General features: G+C 64.1%; 13 protein-coding genes. 4 read left to right on the forward strand and 9 right to left on the reverse strand.

The features are described from left to right. Positions 1-61: 61 nt before the first annotated feature. The 5 genes from AC1Q7F_RS23770 to AC1Q7F_RS23790 all read right to left on the reverse strand — a co-directional run bounded on the left by AC1Q7F_RS23770 (position 62) and on the right by AC1Q7F_RS23790 (position 6,135). A complete protein-coding gene (locus AC1Q7F_RS23770) occupies positions 62-1,786 on the reverse strand; it encodes an ABC transporter ATP-binding protein (protein ID WP_492511021.1) in 1,725 nt (574 codons plus the stop codon). A gap of 11 nt (positions 1,787-1,797) precedes the next feature. Further along, positions 1,798-2,619, reverse strand: coding sequence for an ABC transporter permease (locus AC1Q7F_RS23775; protein ID WP_492511022.1), 822 nt, complete (start codon positions 2,617-2,619; stop codon positions 1,798-1,800). A gap of 11 nt (positions 2,620-2,630) precedes the next feature. Beyond that, positions 2,631-3,572, reverse strand: a complete 942-nt coding sequence (locus AC1Q7F_RS23780) for an ABC transporter permease (RefSeq protein WP_492511023.1) — start codon at positions 3,570-3,572, stop codon at positions 2,631-2,633. A 5-nt stretch (positions 3,573-3,577) separates the two neighbouring features. After that, positions 3,578-5,137, reverse strand: a complete 1,560-nt coding sequence (locus AC1Q7F_RS23785) for an ABC transporter substrate-binding protein (protein WP_492511024.1) — start codon at positions 5,135-5,137, stop codon at positions 3,578-3,580. Between the two features lie 77 nt (positions 5,138-5,214). Continuing rightward, positions 5,215-6,135 carry a GntR family transcriptional regulator gene (locus AC1Q7F_RS23790; RefSeq protein WP_492511025.1) on the reverse strand — a complete coding sequence of 307 codons (921 nt, stop codon included), beginning with the start codon at positions 6,133-6,135 and terminating at the stop codon, positions 5,215-5,217. 209 nt (positions 6,136-6,344) lie between these two features. On the opposite strand from AC1Q7F_RS23790, the gene AC1Q7F_RS23795 reads away from it, so the two are divergent. Beyond that, the gene (locus AC1Q7F_RS23795; RefSeq protein WP_492511026.1) at positions 6,345-7,400 is read left to right on the forward strand and encodes a C45 family autoproteolytic acyltransferase/hydrolase; all 1,056 of its coding nucleotides are present in this window, start codon (positions 6,345-6,347) and stop codon (positions 7,398-7,400) included. A 20-nt stretch (positions 7,401-7,420) separates the two neighbouring features. Here the strand turns inward: AC1Q7F_RS23795 and AC1Q7F_RS23800 are convergent, their stop codons facing one another. The 3 genes from AC1Q7F_RS23800 to AC1Q7F_RS23810 all read right to left on the reverse strand — a co-directional run bounded on the left by AC1Q7F_RS23800 (position 7,421) and on the right by AC1Q7F_RS23810 (position 12,624). Next, positions 7,421-9,406, reverse strand: coding sequence for a PepSY domain-containing protein (locus tag AC1Q7F_RS23800; RefSeq protein WP_492511027.1), 1,986 nt, complete (start codon positions 9,404-9,406; stop codon positions 7,421-7,423). A gap of 103 nt (positions 9,407-9,509) precedes the next feature. Beyond that, the gene (locus tag AC1Q7F_RS23805; RefSeq protein ID WP_492511028.1) at positions 9,510-11,615 is read right to left on the reverse strand and encodes a TonB-dependent siderophore receptor; all 2,106 of its coding nucleotides are present in this window, start codon (positions 11,613-11,615) and stop codon (positions 9,510-9,512) included. A 397-nt stretch (positions 11,616-12,012) separates the two neighbouring features. Further along, the gene (locus tag AC1Q7F_RS23810; RefSeq protein WP_492511029.1) at positions 12,013-12,624 is read right to left on the reverse strand and encodes a TetR/AcrR family transcriptional regulator; all 612 of its coding nucleotides are present in this window, start codon (positions 12,622-12,624) and stop codon (positions 12,013-12,015) included. 60 nt (positions 12,625-12,684) lie between these two features. Between AC1Q7F_RS23810 and AC1Q7F_RS23815 the strand changes: the two genes are divergently transcribed. The 3 genes from AC1Q7F_RS23815 (at position 12,685) to AC1Q7F_RS23825 (ending at position 15,423) form a co-directional block, all read left to right on the forward strand. Beyond that, the gene (locus AC1Q7F_RS23815; RefSeq protein WP_492511030.1) at positions 12,685-13,473 is read left to right on the forward strand and encodes an SDR family NAD(P)-dependent oxidoreductase; all 789 of its coding nucleotides are present in this window, start codon (positions 12,685-12,687) and stop codon (positions 13,471-13,473) included. 80 nt (positions 13,474-13,553) lie between these two features. Next, positions 13,554-14,555 carry an NADP-dependent oxidoreductase gene (locus AC1Q7F_RS23820; RefSeq protein ID WP_492511031.1) on the forward strand — a complete coding sequence of 334 codons (1,002 nt, stop codon included), beginning with the start codon at positions 13,554-13,556 and terminating at the stop codon, positions 14,553-14,555. 52 nt (positions 14,556-14,607) lie between these two features. After that, the gene (locus AC1Q7F_RS23825) at positions 14,608-15,423 is read left to right on the forward strand and encodes an oxidoreductase (RefSeq protein ID WP_492511032.1); all 816 of its coding nucleotides are present in this window, start codon (positions 14,608-14,610) and stop codon (positions 15,421-15,423) included. 311 nt (positions 15,424-15,734) lie between these two features. Here AC1Q7F_RS23825 and AC1Q7F_RS23830 read toward each other — a convergent pair whose 3' ends face one another. Next, positions 15,735-17,999 (reverse strand): TonB-dependent receptor, encoded by a 2,265-nt coding sequence (locus AC1Q7F_RS23830; protein WP_492511033.1) that lies wholly within the window; start codon positions 17,997-17,999, stop codon positions 15,735-15,737. Between the last annotated feature and the right edge of the window lie 411 nt (positions 18,000-18,410).

Genomic DNA, 18,410 nt, shown 5'->3' on the forward strand with positions numbered 1-18,410 from the left:
ACGATCTTTGTTGTGATAAAGTACATTAATGGTCGCGCCGACAGCTTGGCGCGGCCAGGGATCAGGGGGCGGCGCAGCGGACGCGGTGCCCGCCTTGCAGAAGGATCAGGACGCCACCCTGTTCCACCGGCGTCAGGCCGGGCAGGGGAACGGGGTCGGGAAGCGGGCGATGGCCGGCGCGGAACCCATCGCCATCGGGCAGGATTTCCGGCACGGCCGCCAACAGGCGGCGGGTATAGGGATGGGTCGGGTGGTCGAACAGGTCGTCACGTGCCCCTTCCTCCACCACATGCCCGCGATACAGCACCATGACCCGGTCGGCCACCTGTTCCACCACCCCCAGATGGTGGGAGATGAACAGGTAGGAGAAACCATGCCGGCGCTGCAAATCCTTCAGCAGGGAAAGGACCTGGGCTTGCACCGTCACGTCCAGAGCGGAGACCGGTTCATCGGCCACGATCAGGTCGGGCTTCATGATGATGGCCCGCGCGATGGCCACACGCTGACGCTGCCCGCCCGACAATTCGTGCGGGAACCGGTCGGCGAAACCATCCCCCAACCCGACATCGGACAGGGCGGCGGCCACACGGGTAGCACGTTCCGCCGCCGTGACGCCGGTCAGCCCCTCCCCCACGATGCGGGCGATGCGCCAGCGCGGGTCGAGGGAGGAGAACGGGTCCTGAAACACCATCTGCACCCGTTTGGCCAGGGACCGGCGTTCGGGCGGCGACAGGGTGGCGATGTCGCGACCGTCCAGGGTGACGCGCCCGCCAGCCACCGGCGCCAGACCCAGCAGGGCGCGGCCCAGCGTGGTCTTGCCCGACCCGCTTTCCCCCACCAGGGCCAGGGTTTCGCCGCGCGCCAGGGACAGGTCCACCCCGTGCAGCACGGGTCGGGCCGGGGGCCGGCGGAACAGGCCGTGTCGGCGGGCGGGATAGGCAACGCGCAGGTCATTGATGGACAGAAGCGGCGGCGCCGCAGCCGGCGGTGCGGGTTCCGCCCCCTGCCGGCGGGGAAGGCTGTGCAGCAACTGGCGCGTGTAGGGATCGCTGGGGCGCAGCAGAACATCGGCCACCGGCCCCTGCGTCACCGGATCGCCCTGGCGCATGACCAGCACCCGTTCACAGCAATCCGCCACCACCCCCAGATCATGGGTGATCAGCAACAGGGCGGTACCCAGATCACGGCAGGCGGAGAGCGTCAGGTCCAGCACCTGTTTCTGCACGATCACGTCCAGCGCCGTCGTCGGTTCATCGGCGACCAGCAGGGCGGGGCGCAGCAGCAGGGCGGATGCGATCATGATCCGCTGCCGCATGCCGCCGGAAAATTCATGCGGGTATTTGTCCAGGCAGTTGGCGGCATCGACCATGTGGAAGGCGTCCAGCATGTCCAGCGACCGGCGGCGAACCTCCGCCGCCGACAGGCCTTCATGCAGGATCAGCCCTTCGCCCAATTGCCGCCCGATGGTCAGCGCCGGATTCAAGGAAACCATCGGTTCCTGAAACACCATGCCGATGCGCCGGCCCCTAACATGGCGCAGGGCGGCGGAGGACAGGGCGGTCAGGTCCTGTCCATCGAACAGGATGTGCCCGGCCCGCAACTGCGCGCCCGGCGGCAGCAGGCCCAGGATGGCGCGGGCCAGCAGGGTTTTGCCCGACCCGCTTTCCCCGACCACGCCCAGCCGTTCGCCGGGGTTGATGGTCAGGTCGATGCCGTTGACGGCCAGACGGTCGGAACCGGTGAAGCCGACACGCAGATCCTGGATCGACAGAAGCGATGTGGTCATGGCGCGTCCCCTCACAGCTTGTTCATGCGGGGGTCGAGCAGATCGCGCAGTGCGTCGCCCAGCAGGTTGATGCCTAGCAGCGCCATGGAAATGGCCAGACCCGGAAAAATGCAGAGCCACGGGGCCGCCTGCACATGTTGCCGCCCCTCGGCCAGCATGCCGCCCCAGGTGGGGGCGGGCGGCGGCACACCGGCGCCCAGGAAGCTGAGCGCGCTTTCCGACAAAAGCGCATTGCCGAACATGGCGGTCGCCAGCACCGTCAGCGGCGTCAGGCAATTGGGGATGACGTGGGTCAGCAGGGTGCGCAGCGGGCCATGGCCCAGCACGCGGGCGGCGTCGATGAATTCCCGCTGCTTCAGCGACAGCACCGACCCGCGCACCACCCGCACCACCGACGGCGTATAGGCCAGACCCAGGGCCAGCACCACGCCACCGGGCGACGGGCCGATGGCGGCCAGGATGCCCAGCGCCAGCAGGATGGCCGGAAAGGACATCAGCGCATCCATCAGCACTGTCACCGCATCATCAACCCGCCCGCCCAGATAGCCCGCGATGGCGCCGACGCCGGTGCCCAGCGTGATGGCCAGGGCGACGGTGGCCATGCTGACCCCGGCGCTGACCCAGGCGGCGACCAGCAGTCGGCTGAATACATCGCGCCCGAACCCGTCCGTGCCCAGCCAATGTTGTGCCGATGGGCCCTGAAGCCGCGCCCAGACATCGGGGCGCAGCGGGTCATAGGGTGTGGCCAGCAGGCCCCAGGCGGCGGCCAGCAGCATGCAGGAGAAGAAGATCAGCCCGAGGGCAGCATTGGGCCGCGACAGGAACCGGGTCATGGCGGAATTCCTCATAGCTGCACCCGCGGGTCCAGCAGCGGATAGGCCAGATCGACGGCCAGATTGACCAGGATGCGGATCAGCGCCACCAGCAGCAGGCATCCCTGGATCACCGGGTAATCCCGCGCTTCAATCGCATCGACCAGGAAGCGGCCCAGGCCGGGCAGGGTGAAGACCGTCTCAATCACCACCGCCCCGCCCAGCAGCGAGCCCAGCAGCAGGCCGATGAAGGTCAGGGTGGGGGCGAAGGCATTGGGGAAAGCATGGCGCCAGAGCACCGGCCCTTCGGCCAGACCCTTGGCGCGGGCATGGGTGATGTAATCCAGGCGCAGCACATCGATCATGCCCGACCGCATCATCCGCGCCACGACGCCCATTTCCACCAGCACCAGCGAGGCGCAGGGCAGGATCAGGTAGAGCAGCCCCTGTACCGGATCATCGCTGATGGCGACATAGCCGACCGTCGGCAGCCAGCCGAGTTGCACCCCGAACAGCAGGATCAGCAGCAGGCCGACCCAGAAGCTGGGCACCGAGATGAACAGCACCAGCAGGCCGGTGACCATCATGTCGGTGGCCTTGTTCTGCCGCCACGCGGCCAGCATGCCGGCGGGAACCGCGATCAGCATGGCCAGCGCCATGGAGATCAGCACGATCTGCGCCGTCACGCCCAGCCGGTGCAGCATGGCGGGCAGCACCGCCTCTCCCGTGGCGATGGAGGTGCCGAAATCGCCGGTCAGAATAGTGCCCAGCCAGCGCAGGAACTGCACCGGCAAGGGCTGATCCAGGCCCAGATTGCTTGTGATGGCGGCGATGGTGGCCGGATCAGCCATGTCCCCCACCATCACCGAGACGGGGTCGCCGGGGACCAGCCGCATCAGCAGGAAAACGATCAAGGCCACGATCAGCAATGTCGGCAGTGTCATCAGGCAGCGGCGCAAAAGATAGGCGGCCATGGCGGTTACTCCCCCTCCTTCGAGACGCCCCAGAGGACGGGCAGGTTGGCGGCCCAATTGCGGAAGCCGGTCACCGTCGCCCGCGTGGCCGCAACGGCGACGCCATTGTAAAGCCCGATGATCGGCACATCGGTTGCCATCTGCCGGTGCAGGGCATCGAAGGCTGCTTGACGATCCGTCGCATCGGCGCTGCGATTGGCCTGGTCCAGCAGCGCGGCGGCCGCGGCGCTGTTCCACTGCGCTGTGGCCCGTCTGGTCCGGTCGCCGATCAGCGCGTCATAGGTCAGGGCCGGATCGAAGCGGGCGGAGTAGGAAAAGGAGGAGAGCTGATAGCGCCCCTTCTGATAGTTCGACAGCTGGCTGGCCCAATCCAGCACGGCCAGATCGGCATTGAAGCCGGCATCGCGCAGATAGGCATGGATCAGCACGGCATTGTCGAACATGTTGGGAAAGCGCCGGTTGGTCTGCACCACGATGCGCTGCCCGGCATAGCCCGCCTCGAGCAGCAGGGCGCGGGCCTTGGCCGGGTCGTATTCCGGCCATTCGTCATGGATGGGCCCATGCTGGGGCGCCACGCGCGGGACGGCAGACGGGTTGGGCTTCACCAGACCGTTGGTCGCCACCATGGCGATGCCGTCGCGGTCAATGGCATGGGCAATGGCGCGGCGGATGCGGACGTCCGACAGGACGGGATCATCGCCTTGCAGCAGCAGGACGGTCCAGCTCAACAATTCCTGTTCATGCACCCGTACGCCATCGAAGCGCTTCAGATCCTCTCCGGCGGATGCCGGCAGGGCGGGGAGGATATCCACCCCACCCGACAGCAAGGCCGTCTGTGCGGTGGTGACATCGGGCACGATCAGGAATTTCACACGGGTAACCAGGGCCCGTTTGGCACCGGCCAGACCGCTGGGTTCATCGCCGCGCATGCTGTAGCCATCGAACCGGTCCAGCATGACATATTGGCCGCGCCGCCATTCACCCAGCCGGAACGGGCCGGTGCCGATGGGAGCGATCCAGTGACCATTGGCCCCGACGCTGGATGGGGAGAGGATGGCGAGCGGGCATTGCGTGCTGGCCATCTGTGACAGGAAGACAGCCGAGGGACGGTCCAGGGTAAAGCGTACCGTCAGTTCATCGGGCGTGTCCACGGACAGGACCTTCACCCCCCGTCCCGTGCCATCATAAAAGCTGCGGCAGGTCCAGTTGCGGGCCGGGTCCATCCAATGGTCCCAGGACCAGCGCACATCGGCCGCCGTCAACACCCTTCCATCATGGAAGCGCACGCCGTCGCGCAGGTGGAAGATATAGGTGCGGCCGTCATCCGCGACCGCCACCCGGTCGGCCAGCATGGGCGCCACCGACAGGTCGGCGCGCGAGGCCACCAGTCCTTCGACCACCTGGGCCAGGACCATGTCACTGTTGGTGTCGCGGTTCACGCCCGGTTCGGTGGAGCGGATATCGGCATTCAGCGCGACCGTCAGGGTGGCGGATGCCACCGCCGCTGGGGCCATGCCCACCAGCGCCGCCAATGCCCATGCCCCCCTTGTCCGGCCGCGCAGCATGCCCTGTACCCCCATGTTGTCCGTTGGAGGTATTTTGTACTATGTATTTATGAAATGCAATATTGATTTTAGGTGGGTCACCCAAACTCAGGCTGTTCCTTCGACGACACGGTGAGGTGGCGGCGCATGAGGGCGGCGGCCCACTCCTGATCCCCGCGTTCCAGGGCGTGCAGGATTTCCAGATGTTCGCGGCAGCTTTCCACCATCCGAACCTCTCCATAGGACCAGTTATAGGAGAGCAGGCGACGCAGGCGGTTCTGGTTCTGCACCGACTGGTGGATGAAACGGTTGCCGGAACAGGCAGCAACGAAATCATGGAATTCGGCGTTGATGTCGAAAAACTCCATCGCCGTGGGTTTGACCTCTCCCGACATCACTTTTTCATGGGCCTCACGCACCTGCCGCGCCCAGGCGCGATCCAGGGTAAAGCTGGGCTCCAGCATGCCTGCCGGTTCCACCAGCAAGCGGAAACGGTAGCTTTCGTCATGGGCCTCTTCGCTGTTCAGCGTGGGCATGAACTGCCAGCCATGGCCCATCTTGCGTTCGACGATCCCGTCCTGCGCCATGCGGTTCAGCGCCCGGATCAGGGTGCCGCGCGGCACGCCGTACCGGCGCATCAGATCGGCCTCCGATACCTCGCCATCCACATGGCCCTTCATGCGGTCGGCGGCGATGGCCAGATACAGATCCTCCAACTCATCAGCGCGGCCGCCACCGCCCTGCCATTCGATGGTGTCGGACGGAACCTTCAGGAAAAAGCCACGGCGCGGCTGTGTTTCCAGGATACCCAGATCGGCCAGATGCCGCAGGGCCGCACGCACCGGGGTGCGGGAAACCTTGAACTCCTCCACCAGGCCCAGTTCGGTGAAATGATGGCCGACAGGCAGGCGCTGACGGCGGATATGATCGACAATCTGCCCGGCCAGATCGGCCTGCAGCTTTGATGGGCCGCCGGTTTCCTGTTCATCGTGATCATTATGGTCGGGGGCGCTGGTCATTCAGGGGGCTTCCGGTGCTCGTTCTGCGTCAGTCTAGTATCTTGTCATGATAAAATCCAATTTGATCGATATTGGCCGATTGACCTGCACTGTGTTTCATCATAATACAATTCGATCCCTTTCATCTCCGTCGGGCATGCGCCATGGAACCCTTGCCACCACAGGCAGAAACCGTCCCCTTTCCCCTGATCACGTTGGAAGGCCCTGCGATGGATCGCGGCCGCCAATATGGGAAGCAGGCGGGAGAGCGGATCGCGGTCTGTCTTGCCATTTATCGCGCCGCCATCGACGCCAAGGGCGTGGAATGGGAAAAGGCCCGAAACGTGGCGCGGCGCATCCAGGAACGGCTGGAGAAAACCCATCCCAATCAATTGACCGAGATGCGCGGCATTGCCGAGGGGGTGGGCGAGCCGGTGGAGGACATTGTCGCCATCAATGCCCGCACCGAACTGCTTTATGGTCTGTCGAAGGCAGCGGTGGCGAAATCCGAGCCCGATGGCTGCACCGGGGCCATCGCCCTGCCATCGGTGACGGCGGACGGGCATCTTCTGCATGGGCAGAACTGGGACTGGCGCGACGAATGTGCCGATTGCGGCGTGGTTTTGCGCATCATCCCGGAAAAGAAGGGGCCGCGCATCCTGACCTTTGTGGAAGCCGGCATGATGGCGCGGGCCGGGTTGAACAGTGCCGGTGTGGCCATCACCGGTAATTTCCTGGAATGCGAGAAGGATGGCAGCCGTGACGGCGTGCCCATCCCCCTGATCCGCCGGGCCGTGCTGTCGCAGACGCATCTGTCCGATGCGCTGCTGACCGTGCTGCAAAGCCCGCGCGCCTTTTCCAACAATCTGATGGTCAGTCATGCGGATGGCGACGCCATCGATCTGGAAACCACGCCGGATGAGGCATTCTGGATCGCGCCGGAGGGTGGGCTGCTGGTCCATGCGAACCATTTCGTCAGCGTGCCGGCGCGGGCCAAATTGCAGGACCGCAGCCTGCTGGTGAATGCTGACAGCCTCTACCGTGATCGCCGGGTAGAGGCGCATCTGCGCGCCACTGCCGGGTCGATCACGCTGGAGACGCTGAAGGAAGCGTTCCAGGACCGCTGGGGTGCGCCGCGTGCCGTCTGCCGCTCCGTCGTCTCAGGTCCGGGCGGACGCACATCCTCCACCGTGGCCACCATCCTGATGGATGTTACGGCACGGCGAATGTGGGTGGCGCCGCGACCCTATGGCCCGCATTCCTATACGCGCTATGATTTGGATTGAGGGGACTTCGGCCCCCTTTTTCATCCCACCGCGATTTCGCCTGTGCCGCGGGAACAGCAGGGGGTGATCAGAGTTTCGCGTTCCTGCGATGACAGGCAATGGTCACGGTGCAAGGCGTGACCCGACCGCAGGGGCAAGGTGCAGGTGCCGCACAGGCCCTGACCACAGGAAACGGGGACAGCCAGCCCTGCCGCCGTCAGGGCCTGGGCCAAGGTCTGATCCGCCGGGACGGAGATGGTGCGCCCATCGGGCAATCGCACGGTGAAGGGCTGTGCACCGGCCCCCGGACCGGTGGGGGTGAAACCTTCCAGATGGACTCGTGAACCATCCCAGCCCAGATCATGGGCGACCTGCCGGACATCCGCCAGGAAACGGGCCGGGCCGCAGGCCTGCACATGGGTGCCGGGCGGGGTGGATGCCATCACGGCGCAGATATCCAGGCGATGGCGGGGCACAGTATCGGCCGGATAAAGATGCACCCGGTCGCCCAGCCGGGATAGCCGGTCGCGGAATAGCACGCCAGCCCCCTCGCGCGCGGCGTAATGCAGGGCGAACGACCCGCCCGCCTGGGCCAAGGCATCGGCCATGGCGATGATCGGCGTGATGCCGATGCCGGCGGCCAGCAGCAGATGATGGGGGGCGCTGCGGTCCAGCGGGAAACTGTTGCGCGGGACGCCCACCCGCACCCGGTCTCCCACGCGCAACCCGTGGACCGCCCGTGAGCCGCCTCTTCCCTCCGGTTCCAACTGCACGGCGATACGATAGGCGGCCCGATCATCGGGCGGGTTGGTCAGGCTGTATTGCCGGATCAGGCCGCCCGGCAGGTGCAGGTCAATATGCGCCCCTGGTTGCGCGCGGACGGGCAGACCGGAGGCCCGGCGCAGATTGATACCAACGACATTGGCCGACAGGTATTCGACGGCGACGACGCGCATCGCCCGTACCGATCCGCCCCGCCGCGCCGTCCAGCCCCAGGCCCCGGTAACCAGCAACCCGGCCAGACCGGCGGCCGAGACAAGCCAGAGCAGGCGCAGAGCCAGACCGCCCGCCGCACCGGTATGGATGGGCAGCATCCATTCCATGAAGCGGCTGCCTGCTGGTATCGTCGCTTCACTGTAGCGGGCCAGGATGGCACCGTCATAGCCATTGACCCAGACCTGCCAGGTGGCGTCTGGCCGGCTGGCTGCCTCATCCTCCAGAAAGACCAGCACGACCTGACCGCTGCCGCCGGGAAAGCGGATATTGCGGACAGGGGCGCCGGGCCGGTCGGCCGTGGCCGCTGCGATGATCTGGTCCAGTGGCAAGAGGGGCTGATCCGCCCGCGCGGCGACCACAGGGGCGGGCTTGCCCGAGACCGGCGCGATCAGGCCGACCAGCAGAGAGGTCCAGATCTTCAGGGCCACCATCACGCCGGTAAAGGACAGGATGACCAGGGGCAGGGCCGCCAGGATGCCGGTCAGACGGTGCAGGTCACGCAGCAGACGTGACCGCCCACCCCCGCTGGCAACGGAAAGCAGACCCCGCCCGCGCGGCCGCCCCCGCCACCAGAGGACAGGTCCCGTGATGGACAGGATCAGCAGGCCCAGACCGCTGAGCCCCGCGATGGTCTGCCCATCCTTGCCCAGCAGCATTGTGTAATGCAGATCAAAGATCCATTCCACGGGCCAGCCGGCGACAGTCGCTTCGCGCTTTACCTGTCCCGTACCGGGATCGACCGACAGGCGCCATTCGCTTACGCCCCGCTCCAGGCGCAGGATATAGGTGGCGTCCGGTGTGGAGGGGAAATCCACGCGCAGCAGCCGGGCATCGGTCCGTTCACGCAGGACGTCGCTGACCAGGGTTTGCACGGCCAAGGGTGGGGCGTTGTCGGCAGTCAGGGCCGCATGGTGCAGAAGATCATTCGCCTCGTGCCTGAACAGCACAATGGCGCCCGTCACGGCCTGTAGCAGCAGGATCAGTGACAAGGGCAGGCCCAGCCAGCGATGCGCCCATGCCAGCAGCCTCATGGCACCCCCGATAACATGCGTGGTGGATGAACCATAGTGCAGTCTGCCGCCCGGGCGCGCGCAAACACGACGCCTGGACGGCAGACAATGCTGGCTTGGGGGGTCAGAACCGTGTGGTCACGGCGAACTTGACCACCATGGGCAGGGACGCGCTCAACAGGTTGGAGCCCGTGGCCGCCCAGTATTTCTTGTCGGTCAGGTTCTCCCCGTTGAGGCGGAAGGTGACGGGGTGTTCGGCGATTTCCGTGCTGTAGCGGACACCGGCATTGAAGGTCGTATAGCCATCGATGAAGGCGGTGTTCTGGTTGTTGATGGCGCGATTGCCCACATAGAACAGGCCCGCCGACACGCCCAGCCCCTCCACCGCTTCCGGCTTGTACTCCGCAAACAGCGAGGCGGTGTATTTGGCCGTGTTCTCCGGCCGCTTGCCGATCACGGCGGTGCTGGCGGCCTTTTCCTGTTCGGCGTCCAGAACCATGGCGGTGGCGAAGACCGACAGGCGTTCCGTCACCTCACCCGTGGCGCTGGCTTCCCAGCCCTTGTAGATGGTGCGGCCATCCTGCACGAAACGGTTGGCACTGTTCAGGAAGGAGGAGGCGCGGTCGATATCGAAATAGGTCAGAGAGACCATCAGGCCCTTCTGCGGCTCGATCTTGATGCCGGCTTCCTTCTGCTTCGACATGGCCGGCGGCAGCACCTCGCCGCCATTGGCGGCGGTCAGAGGGGCGACGCCGCCTTCCTCCAGCCCTTCGATATAGGTGGCATAGAGGCTGATCCAGTCCTGTGGCTTCAACACCACGCCATAGGAGGGGGAGGTCTTGGTGGTGCTGTAGGGCGTGCCTGTCCTCGACTTGTTTTCATAATCGGTATAGCGCGCGCCGACCAGGACATCGATCCAGTCATCATAGGAAATGCGGTCGAAGATATAGGCGCCCTGGTCCGTGATCTTGGACGGGTTGGCCACCACCCGCGCCGGCAGCGGCGTTTCGGCCACGCGGACGGGGTTATAGTAATTCTGCGCATAATTGACGGTCGGGTTGCTGGGCACCTCCGCCGTGCGGGTATTGATGGTGCCGCCCACCGACAATTGATGGGTCAGTGGCCCGGTTTCAAAGGCACCGGCCAGTTCGGTGCGATAATTCTCGTTCACATAATCATTGCCGTTGGACAACAGCACCTGCAACGTGCCCGCGCCGGTCGTCAGATTGTAATTGCGAAACGTGTTGTAGCGCCGGTCGCGCGACAGGTCGGACCGCCCTGCCTGGCCCGTGATCGACCAATTGTCGGCAAAGCGCCATTCGACATGGGCCATCAGGTTCAACTCTGTGGCGTCGGAATACATCCATTCCGATGACAGGTTCTTTTTCGGGTCCCACATGGGGGGCAGCACCGTGACGCCGTTCACGGCGGCGGGCAGGGTGATGGTCGCCGTCTCCGTGATCTTCTTGTCGATATATTCGGCGTCCAGGCGGATCTTCACGGTTTCCACCGGGTCCCAGTCGAAGGCGACGGCCCCCACCGTCCGGTGACCATCCACGGCATCCACGCCAGTTTCCAGCCAGCCCTGGACCGCATTTACACGCAAGCCGAACTGTTCTTCCTCTCCGAAGCGCCGCGACATGTCGGCATGTACACCCACACCGCCGAACTGATTACCGCTGAGCGTGACCTCGTTCAGCGTGTCCATCGTCGGGCGCTTCATGGTCAGGTTCACGATACCGGCCGGGGTGGTGAAACCGTAATAGAGCGAGGCGACACCTTTCAGCACCTCCATCCGCTCCTTGTCCTCCATGGGCAGGTCGATCAGGTTCACGATCGGCAGCGACCCGTTCATGCGGTAATTGCTGCGGTTCTCCACGGGAATGCCGCGGATGGCCAGGTTGGAATAAACGGCCGGGCTGACCTGAGAAAAGGTGACACCGGCCGTGTTGCGCACGGCGTCGCCCATGCTGGTCACCTGCTGCGCGTCCAGCAGGTCGCGCGGCATGATGTTGACGGTCAGCGGCGTGTCCATCATCCGGGCGCCGCGAAAGGTGCCGGCCTGGACGTAATCGGCGCCGAAGCTGTTCTTGCGGTCGGCCGTGACGATGATCTCTTCCAGCAGCGTGCCGCTGCTATCCACCTTTTCCTGGGCATTTGAATTGTTAAAATACAGTACCGGACCCGTCAGCGCCAACCCCAGCGCCATGCTGGCCTTCATCATCCTCATGTCAGAATCCCCATATTTGTGTTTGTGCCTACCTGTCGGCCGCTCCCCTTGCCGGGTCGCGATGTTCTGAAAACAAGATAGCATTATGTACGTATAGAATACAATAACCTTGGTGGCGACTGAAGCAGGGACCGGCAGCCGCCAACGCGATCATCATGGTCTTTCCCCGGATATCAGCCTGTCGAAGGGGAGCACTGCCGCCTCAATGCGCAGCGGACATGTTAAGCGGTCAGCCGGTGGTTTCCGGCGGATCGCCATAGAGTGGCGCTGATTGTCGTTGCTGCAGCGTTGGTCGCCCAGTCCCCGCCTGCAGGTTTCAGGGTACCCGGCCGGAAAGGGCCAGCATCACGACCCGTTGTGCGGTGACCTCCAGACCAGCCCTGTAGACATATCGCGATCAGGAGATCGGCACTTGGTCGATCCCGGCATCAATCCACGCTCGTGTCTGGTCCAGGATTTCGTCAGAAAGCGTGGGATCATCAATCGCGCGGGCCAGGATGACAGCCCCTACCATTGCGGCCCAGCTTCCAATGGCCGCGCACCGGCTGTCGGCCGGGTCCAGAGCCGGCAGAGCCTGCTGGATACGGGCGAGCTGCGAGCGAAGGCCTTCCGTCATGGCCGCACGCGCCATGGGCGTCTGGTGGCGGACGGAGGCGGCCAGTCCCGCTGTCGGGCACCCACCAGCAGGGTTGTCGCGGTGACGGGGTGACAGATAGGCATCGACATAATGCCGAAAGTCACCGCCTTCACCTGCGTTCGCCCCAAGGACATGCGACAGGGTCTTCGCGACCAGATCGTCCTTCGAACTGAAATGACCATAGAAGCCGCCATGCGTAAGGCCGGCGGCCTTCATTACCTCCGACACGCTGACAGCATCGAACCCCTTCTCGCGGAACAGCCTGCTGGCAACGTCCAGAATCCGACGGCGGTTTTCCGCCATCTGCTCTCGGCTGACATTCATTGCAAATTTCTCCACGAGCCATATTGACATAATCATGATGACCATCATATTTAAGCAATCATGATGATCGTCATGATTATAGGCATCAACAGAGCAGAGAGCAATCCCATGGCTGCCCTTCCTTCAGTGCTGATTACCGGCGCTTCCACCGGCATTGGTGCCACCTATGCCGACCGTTTCGCGCGCCGCGGCCATGCCCTTGTGCTGGTGGCGCGGGACCGCAAGCGCATGGAGGCGCTTGCCGATCGGTTGCGGCAGGAAACCGGCGTTGCCGTCGATATCATCCAGGCCGATCTGACGCAGGCCGCCGATCTGGCGGTGGTGGAAGCGCGGCTGCGCGACGATGCGCGCATCGGCATCCTTATCAACAATGCCGGCACCGCCCTGGGTGGCAGCTTCATCGAGCAGTCCACGGATGATGTGACGCGGCTGGTGGCGCTGAACACCACGGCCCCGCTGCGGCTGGCCAGTGCCGTCGCACCGCGTTTCGCGGCGGCGGGCGACGGGGCCATCATCAATATCGGTTCCGTGGTCGGGCTGGCCCCTGAATTCGCCATGACGGTCTATGGTGCGACCAAGGCGTTCGTGCAGTTCCTGTCACAGGGGCTCCATCTGGAACTGGGACCGAAGGGCGTCTATGTCCAGGCCGTTCTGCCCGCCGCCACGCGCACCGAAATCTGGGGGCACGCCGGTGCCGATGTCAGCACGATGAGCGGCGTTATGGAGGTCGATGAACTGGTTGATGCCGCGCTGGTCGGCTTCGACCGTCGCGAGGCCGTCACGATCCCGCCCCTGCCCGATGTGGAACAGTGGAATGCCCTTCAGGCCGCCCGTCAGGCCATTCTTCCGAACGTGGGCCAGGAACACGCCGCCGCGCGCTATCGGACGGCCGTGTGACCCGGCGCGCCAACATTGTTCGGCCTGATGGCTGCCATGGCCCTGTCGGTCGCTGACAATAATCTGGAGAGCAGATCATCATGAAGGCCTTCATCGTCGATAAGTACAAGAAGGGACGCACCCTTCGCCTGGGCGAGATGCCGGACCCCGTGCTGACGGATAAGGATGTCCTGGTCCAGATCCATGCGGCCGGGCTCAACCCGCTGGATGCGAAAATCCGCGATGGGGTCTTCAAGCCTCTGCTGCCCTATCGGCCGCCATTCATCCTGGGACACGACATGGCAGGGGTCGTCACCCGTGTCGGGTCCAAAGTCCGCGGGTTCAAGGTGGGGGATGCGGTCTATGCCCGCCCGCGTGACGGCCGGGTCGGGACCCTGGCGGAAGCGATCGCCATTCAAGAGGCCGATCTTGCCTTGAAGCCGCAGAACCTGAGCATGGCCGAAGCCGCCGCCATTCCCCTGGTGGGGCTGACGGCCTGGCAGGCATTGGTCGAGCGGGCTGGCCTGCGGAAGGGGCAGAAGATCCTCATCCATGCCGGTTCGGGGGGCGTTGGCACGTTTGCCATTCAACTGGCCAAGCATCTGGGCGCAACGGTCGCCACGACGACGAGCACGGCCAATGTCAAACTCGTCACCAGCCTGGGCGCTGATGTCGTGATCGACTACAAGAAGCAGGATTTCACGAAGATCCTGTCCGGCTATGATGTCGTCTTGAACAGCCTGGAAGGCGACACGCTGGAAAAGTCCCTGGACGTGTTGAAGCCGGGTGGAAAACTGATTTCCATCTCCGGTCCGCCTGACCCGGAATTCGCCCGGCGACAGAGGCTGAACTGGCTGCTGCGTCAGCTTATGCGTCTGCTGAGCTTCAGCATCCGACGCAAGGCCAAGGCCCGAGGGGTCGACTATTCCTTCCTGTTCATGCGGGCCGATGGTGGGCAGCTGCAGCAGATCACATCGCTGATCGAAGCCGGGATCATCCGCCCGGTCATGGATCAGGTCTTCCCGTTCGAAGCGACCAATGAAGCCTTGGCTTACATCGAAACGGGACGATCAAAGGGCAAGGTCATCGTCACCCTGCGCTGACGATGGCGACGCGCTTACTCCACTTCATGCTCAGCAAACCGGAGCGACAGCCATGCACGCAAATTCCCCCAAAACGGCGCTCGTCACAGGTGCCTCCTCCGGTATCGGGCGGGCCACCGCCGAGGCTCTGGCGCGGGCGGGCTTCACTGTCTTCGGCACCAGCCGCAAGCCGGGCGGCAGCAGTCCGGGGCAGGTCACGATGCTGGCCTGCGACGTGACGGAGGATGCCTCCGTGGCTGCCCTCGTTTCAGAGGTCCTCGCCCGCACCGGGCGCATCGACGTTCTCGTCAATAATGCCGGCCTGGGCCTGTTCGGCGGGGCCGAGGAATCCTCGGTCGCACAGGTTCAGCGCCTGTTCGACGTCAATCTGTTCGGCGTCATCCGGGTCATCAACGCCGTGATGCCGTCGATGCGGGCGCAAGGGCACGGCCGCATCATCAACCTGAGCAGCGCGCTCGGTATCGTGCCGGCCCCCTATTCGGCCCATTATGCCGCCAGCAAATTCGCGCTTGAAGGCTATTCAGAATCGCTGGATCACGAAGCTCGCGCCTTCAATGTCCGCGTCTCCTTGATTGAGCCCGGCACCATCAAAGGCAATTTCGATCAGAACGCGCTGGACCCCGACACGAAGATGGCCGCGTACGATGATGCCCGTGCCTGGGTGCATGGCTTCTTCAAGAAGGCGCTGCTGACGGCGGTCACACCGGAACAGGTGGCCGATGCCGTGCTGCTGGCCGCCACGGCACAGCGCCAAGTGTTGCGCTATCCCGTCGGCAAGGTTGCAAAGCAGGTCAGCCTGCTGCGCCGCCTTATGCCCGCGTGGTTGTTTGACAAGACCTTGCGCCAGGAGTTCGGTCTGCCCGGCTGATCGCAGCGTTCCGGTCCTTTGGCTGCGGTATGGATCGGTCAATTGCGTTCCATTCTGGTCGCCGGCAGGAACAATAGCGACACCAGCACGCCGAACTTTTCCCATGGGCCTTTTGCGGGAAAGGTCGTTCATAAGGGACATAGTCTGTTCGTCGCCCAACTGTCACTCTCCGGTGACGGCATCACGCAGGGTCCCCAGAGATGTCCACTTTGGGTACTTCACGAATTCATCTGGTCAGACCAATCGTTGGTACGGCCGGCCACGAGAGATGCCGCCGACTTTCGTAGCGGCATCTCTCGTGCCATCAGTCATCAGAAACTGTAGCCCAGTTTCACGCCATAGATGGCGGGCTGGCCGGCGAAGCCGATGATGGTGTTGCCGAGCGCATTGACAGTTCGCCGGTACTTCTTGTTGGTGACGTTGGTGGCGTAGAGATTGATGCGGAAGGCGTCCATCTGATACGTGGCGCGCAGGTCCAGCAGGCCATACCCATCCTCACGCGTCAGCGGGATGCCCGATCCGAAGATGGCGTTACCCTCGCCGGGCTCATGATAGAACTTGGACAGCACGGCATAGTCGGCGCGCAGGGTCAGCCTGTTATCATCCACCGGGATGGCCCATTCCGCACCCAGGTTCAGGGTGTTCTTCGGCGCGCGGACCAGGGCCGTGCCGTCGAATACCAGGTTCTGCCCCAGATTGAAGACATACTTGTCGTATGTCGCATCCAGATAGCCATAGGTGGCGCTGAGTTCGACATTGCGGATGGGGCGCAGGAACATCTCCACCTCGATGCCCTTGACGGTGGAGGTGGCGGCATTGCTGATCAGGGTCTGCGGGCCGCTGGGCGTATCGATGATGCGCGAGACCTGCAGGTTCCGGTAATCGTAATAGAAACCGGCCATGTTGACGCGCAGGCGCCGGTCCAGCCAGTCCGATTTCAACCCAACCTCATAGGTCTTGATGTCCTCCGGGTCGAACAGGGTGTTGGCCGAGGCGGCGTTGAACGGCACATACTGGAACCCGCCCGATTTGAATCCGGTGGAATAGCTGGCATAGACATTCACGTCGGGTGTGAACTTGTAAGTGGCGACGATACGCGGGTCGAAGGAGGAATATTCGGCCCGGTTGGTGACGTTGAACGCCGCCGGGATGATGGGCAGGGCGTCGGTGGTGGCACCGGTCTGCCGCGCGCGCTTCTTGTCCTTGCTGTAGCGGCCGCCCAACGTCACCTCGAACTGTTCGGTCGCATGCCAGGTGGCCTGACCGAACAGGGCGTAGCTTTCGATGCGGTAATCGGAAGCGGCGGTGTCGAAGGCCGGGGTGCCGGTTGCGGCCCGTACCGCGCTGTCCACGCCCACGCGGAACATGTCAGTGCGGTCGCTGCTGTCATGGTAGTAGAAGGCACCGACGATCCAGTCCAGCTTGCCGCCGAAGGAAGCCGGGCCGTCGGGGTTGGAGGTCAGGCGCAGTTCCTGGGTGAACTGCTTGGAGCTCTCCTTGCTGTCTTGGAACAGGATGTCGAGCGAGGAACCTTCCAGGTCGCGGCTGTCGGCCACGTCCAGCTTGCGCAGCGCGCTGATGGAGGTGATGGTCGCGGTTTCCGTCTCCAGTTCCACGCGGCCGATATAGGCATAGGCGTCACGGTCCAGCGTCGGATCGGCCGACCAGCGCCCGCGCCGCAGGCTTTCCGGCAGCACCTGATTGGGCAGGCGGCTGGCGGCGGCAAAGAATACAGTACGGGGATTGGCCGGCGTGCCCGTGGCCGACGGGCCGGTGCCCTGGTTGAAGCCGGCAAACGCTGCCTTGTCGCCATCATGCAGATATTCGGCCGTCAGGTCGATGCTCAGCACCTCTGTCGGCTGGAAGGTCAGGCGGCCGCGCGCGCCGCTGTTTTCAACGCCCTGGAACTTGTTGCCCGTGGCCAGATTGGAGACATAGCCGTCGCGTTCCGTGTGCCAGCCGGCAACGCGGAACATCAGCTTGCCATCCTCCGTCACCGGGCCGCCGACAGCGCCGAACAACTCATACCCGTTGAAGTTGGAAACGCCGATCTCCGCATCGCCGGTGAATTCCGGGGTGGGGGCCTTGGTGATGACATTGATGGCGCCGCCGATCGTGTTGCGGCCATAAAGCGTACCCTGGGGGCCGCGCAGCACTTCGGCACGCTCCACATCCTTCATGGCCCCGAACGAACCCGAAGACCGCCCCAGATAGACCTCGTCCGCGAAGACGCCGACCGAGCTTTCGGACCCCGGGTCGAAAGAGCGGGTGCCGATGCCGCGGATATAGAGCTGGGGCCGCAGGGCGCCGAAGCTGCCGAAATAGACGCTGGGGATGCGCGGCGCGATATTCTCGATCGACGCCACGCCCATCTGCTCCAGTTGTGCTGCACCGAAGGCGGAGATCGCCACCGGAATCTCCTGCATGCGTTCCTGCCGGCGCTGGGCGGTCACGACGATTTCAACCAGCGCATCGTCCGCCGGCGCATTCTCCTGCGCCAGGGATTGACCGGCGGGAAGCACCGTCGCCAGGGCTAGCAGCGAGCAGCCGGCGAGTTTCGGGTAAGTGGCTTTCATGGATTTATCCTCCCTGCTGCGCGATCATTGATTTTGCAATCGCGCTTTGATTGTTGTGCGATCGTACAAAGCCCCTTCATCGCTGGCCATGGGCCAGGATGCTCTGCGCATCGGAAGAGCCGGTGCGGGGTTGGTCAGAGGATCGTGAAGTTCATGGTGGCGGACAGCCCCTCAAGACGAGAGCGGGTCCATGGGCCTGCCATGAAGGGGATCAGAGGACGGTCCCTCTGGATAATGATCCGGTTGCCATGCCTTAAGTTTCCTCTCCTGATCCGGCCCGTCTTCATGGTTGCGGGCTTGCCTTGCATCGGGGAGCTTCACTCTAGGTCATCGACATATATTGTCAACTGATTTACGATTTGCGCTTGGGTCAAAAGAAAGAACCGCGCCGCCGGTTCCGGACGGATCGGC

It is taken from the genome of Niveispirillum sp. GW835-FHT14G11, assembly GCF_058793615.1.

Bases quoted from the DNA above. Each gene is read 5' to 3' on its own strand.
- AC1Q7F_RS23795 (WP_492511026.1), top strand. From the start codon at position 6,345: ATGGATCGCGGCCGCCAATATGGGAAGCAGGCGGGAGAGCGGATCGCG.
- AC1Q7F_RS23770 (WP_492511021.1), bottom strand. From the start codon at position 1,786: ATGACCACATCGCTTCTGTCGATCCAGGATCTGCGTGTCGGCTTCACC.
- AC1Q7F_RS23820 (WP_492511031.1), top strand. From the start codon at position 13,554: ATGAAGGCCTTCATCGTCGATAAGTACAAGAAGGGACGCACCCTTCGC.
- AC1Q7F_RS23785 (WP_492511024.1), bottom strand. From the start codon at position 5,137: ATGCTGCGCGGCCGGACAAGGGGGGCATGGGCATTGGCGGCGCTGGTG.
- AC1Q7F_RS23815 (WP_492511030.1), top strand. From the start codon at position 12,685: ATGGCTGCCCTTCCTTCAGTGCTGATTACCGGCGCTTCCACCGGCATT.
- AC1Q7F_RS23780 (WP_492511023.1), bottom strand. From the start codon at position 3,572: ATGGCCGCCTATCTTTTGCGCCGCTGCCTGATGACACTGCCGACATTG.
- AC1Q7F_RS23825 (WP_492511032.1), top strand. From the start codon at position 14,608: ATGCACGCAAATTCCCCCAAAACGGCGCTCGTCACAGGTGCCTCCTCC.
- AC1Q7F_RS23830 (WP_492511033.1), bottom strand. From the start codon at position 17,999: ATGAAAGCCACTTACCCGAAACTCGCCGGCTGCTCGCTGCTAGCCCTG.
- AC1Q7F_RS23800 (WP_492511027.1), bottom strand. From the start codon at position 9,406: ATGAGGCTGCTGGCATGGGCGCATCGCTGGCTGGGCCTGCCCTTGTCA.
- AC1Q7F_RS23805 (WP_492511028.1), bottom strand. From the start codon at position 11,615: ATGAGGATGATGAAGGCCAGCATGGCGCTGGGGTTGGCGCTGACGGGT.
- AC1Q7F_RS23775 (WP_492511022.1), bottom strand. From the start codon at position 2,619: ATGACCCGGTTCCTGTCGCGGCCCAATGCTGCCCTCGGGCTGATCTTC.
- AC1Q7F_RS23810 (WP_492511029.1), bottom strand. From the start codon at position 12,624: ATGATGGTCATCATGATTATGTCAATATGGCTCGTGGAGAAATTTGCA.
- AC1Q7F_RS23790 (WP_492511025.1), bottom strand. From the start codon at position 6,135: ATGACCAGCGCCCCCGACCATAATGATCACGATGAACAGGAAACCGGC.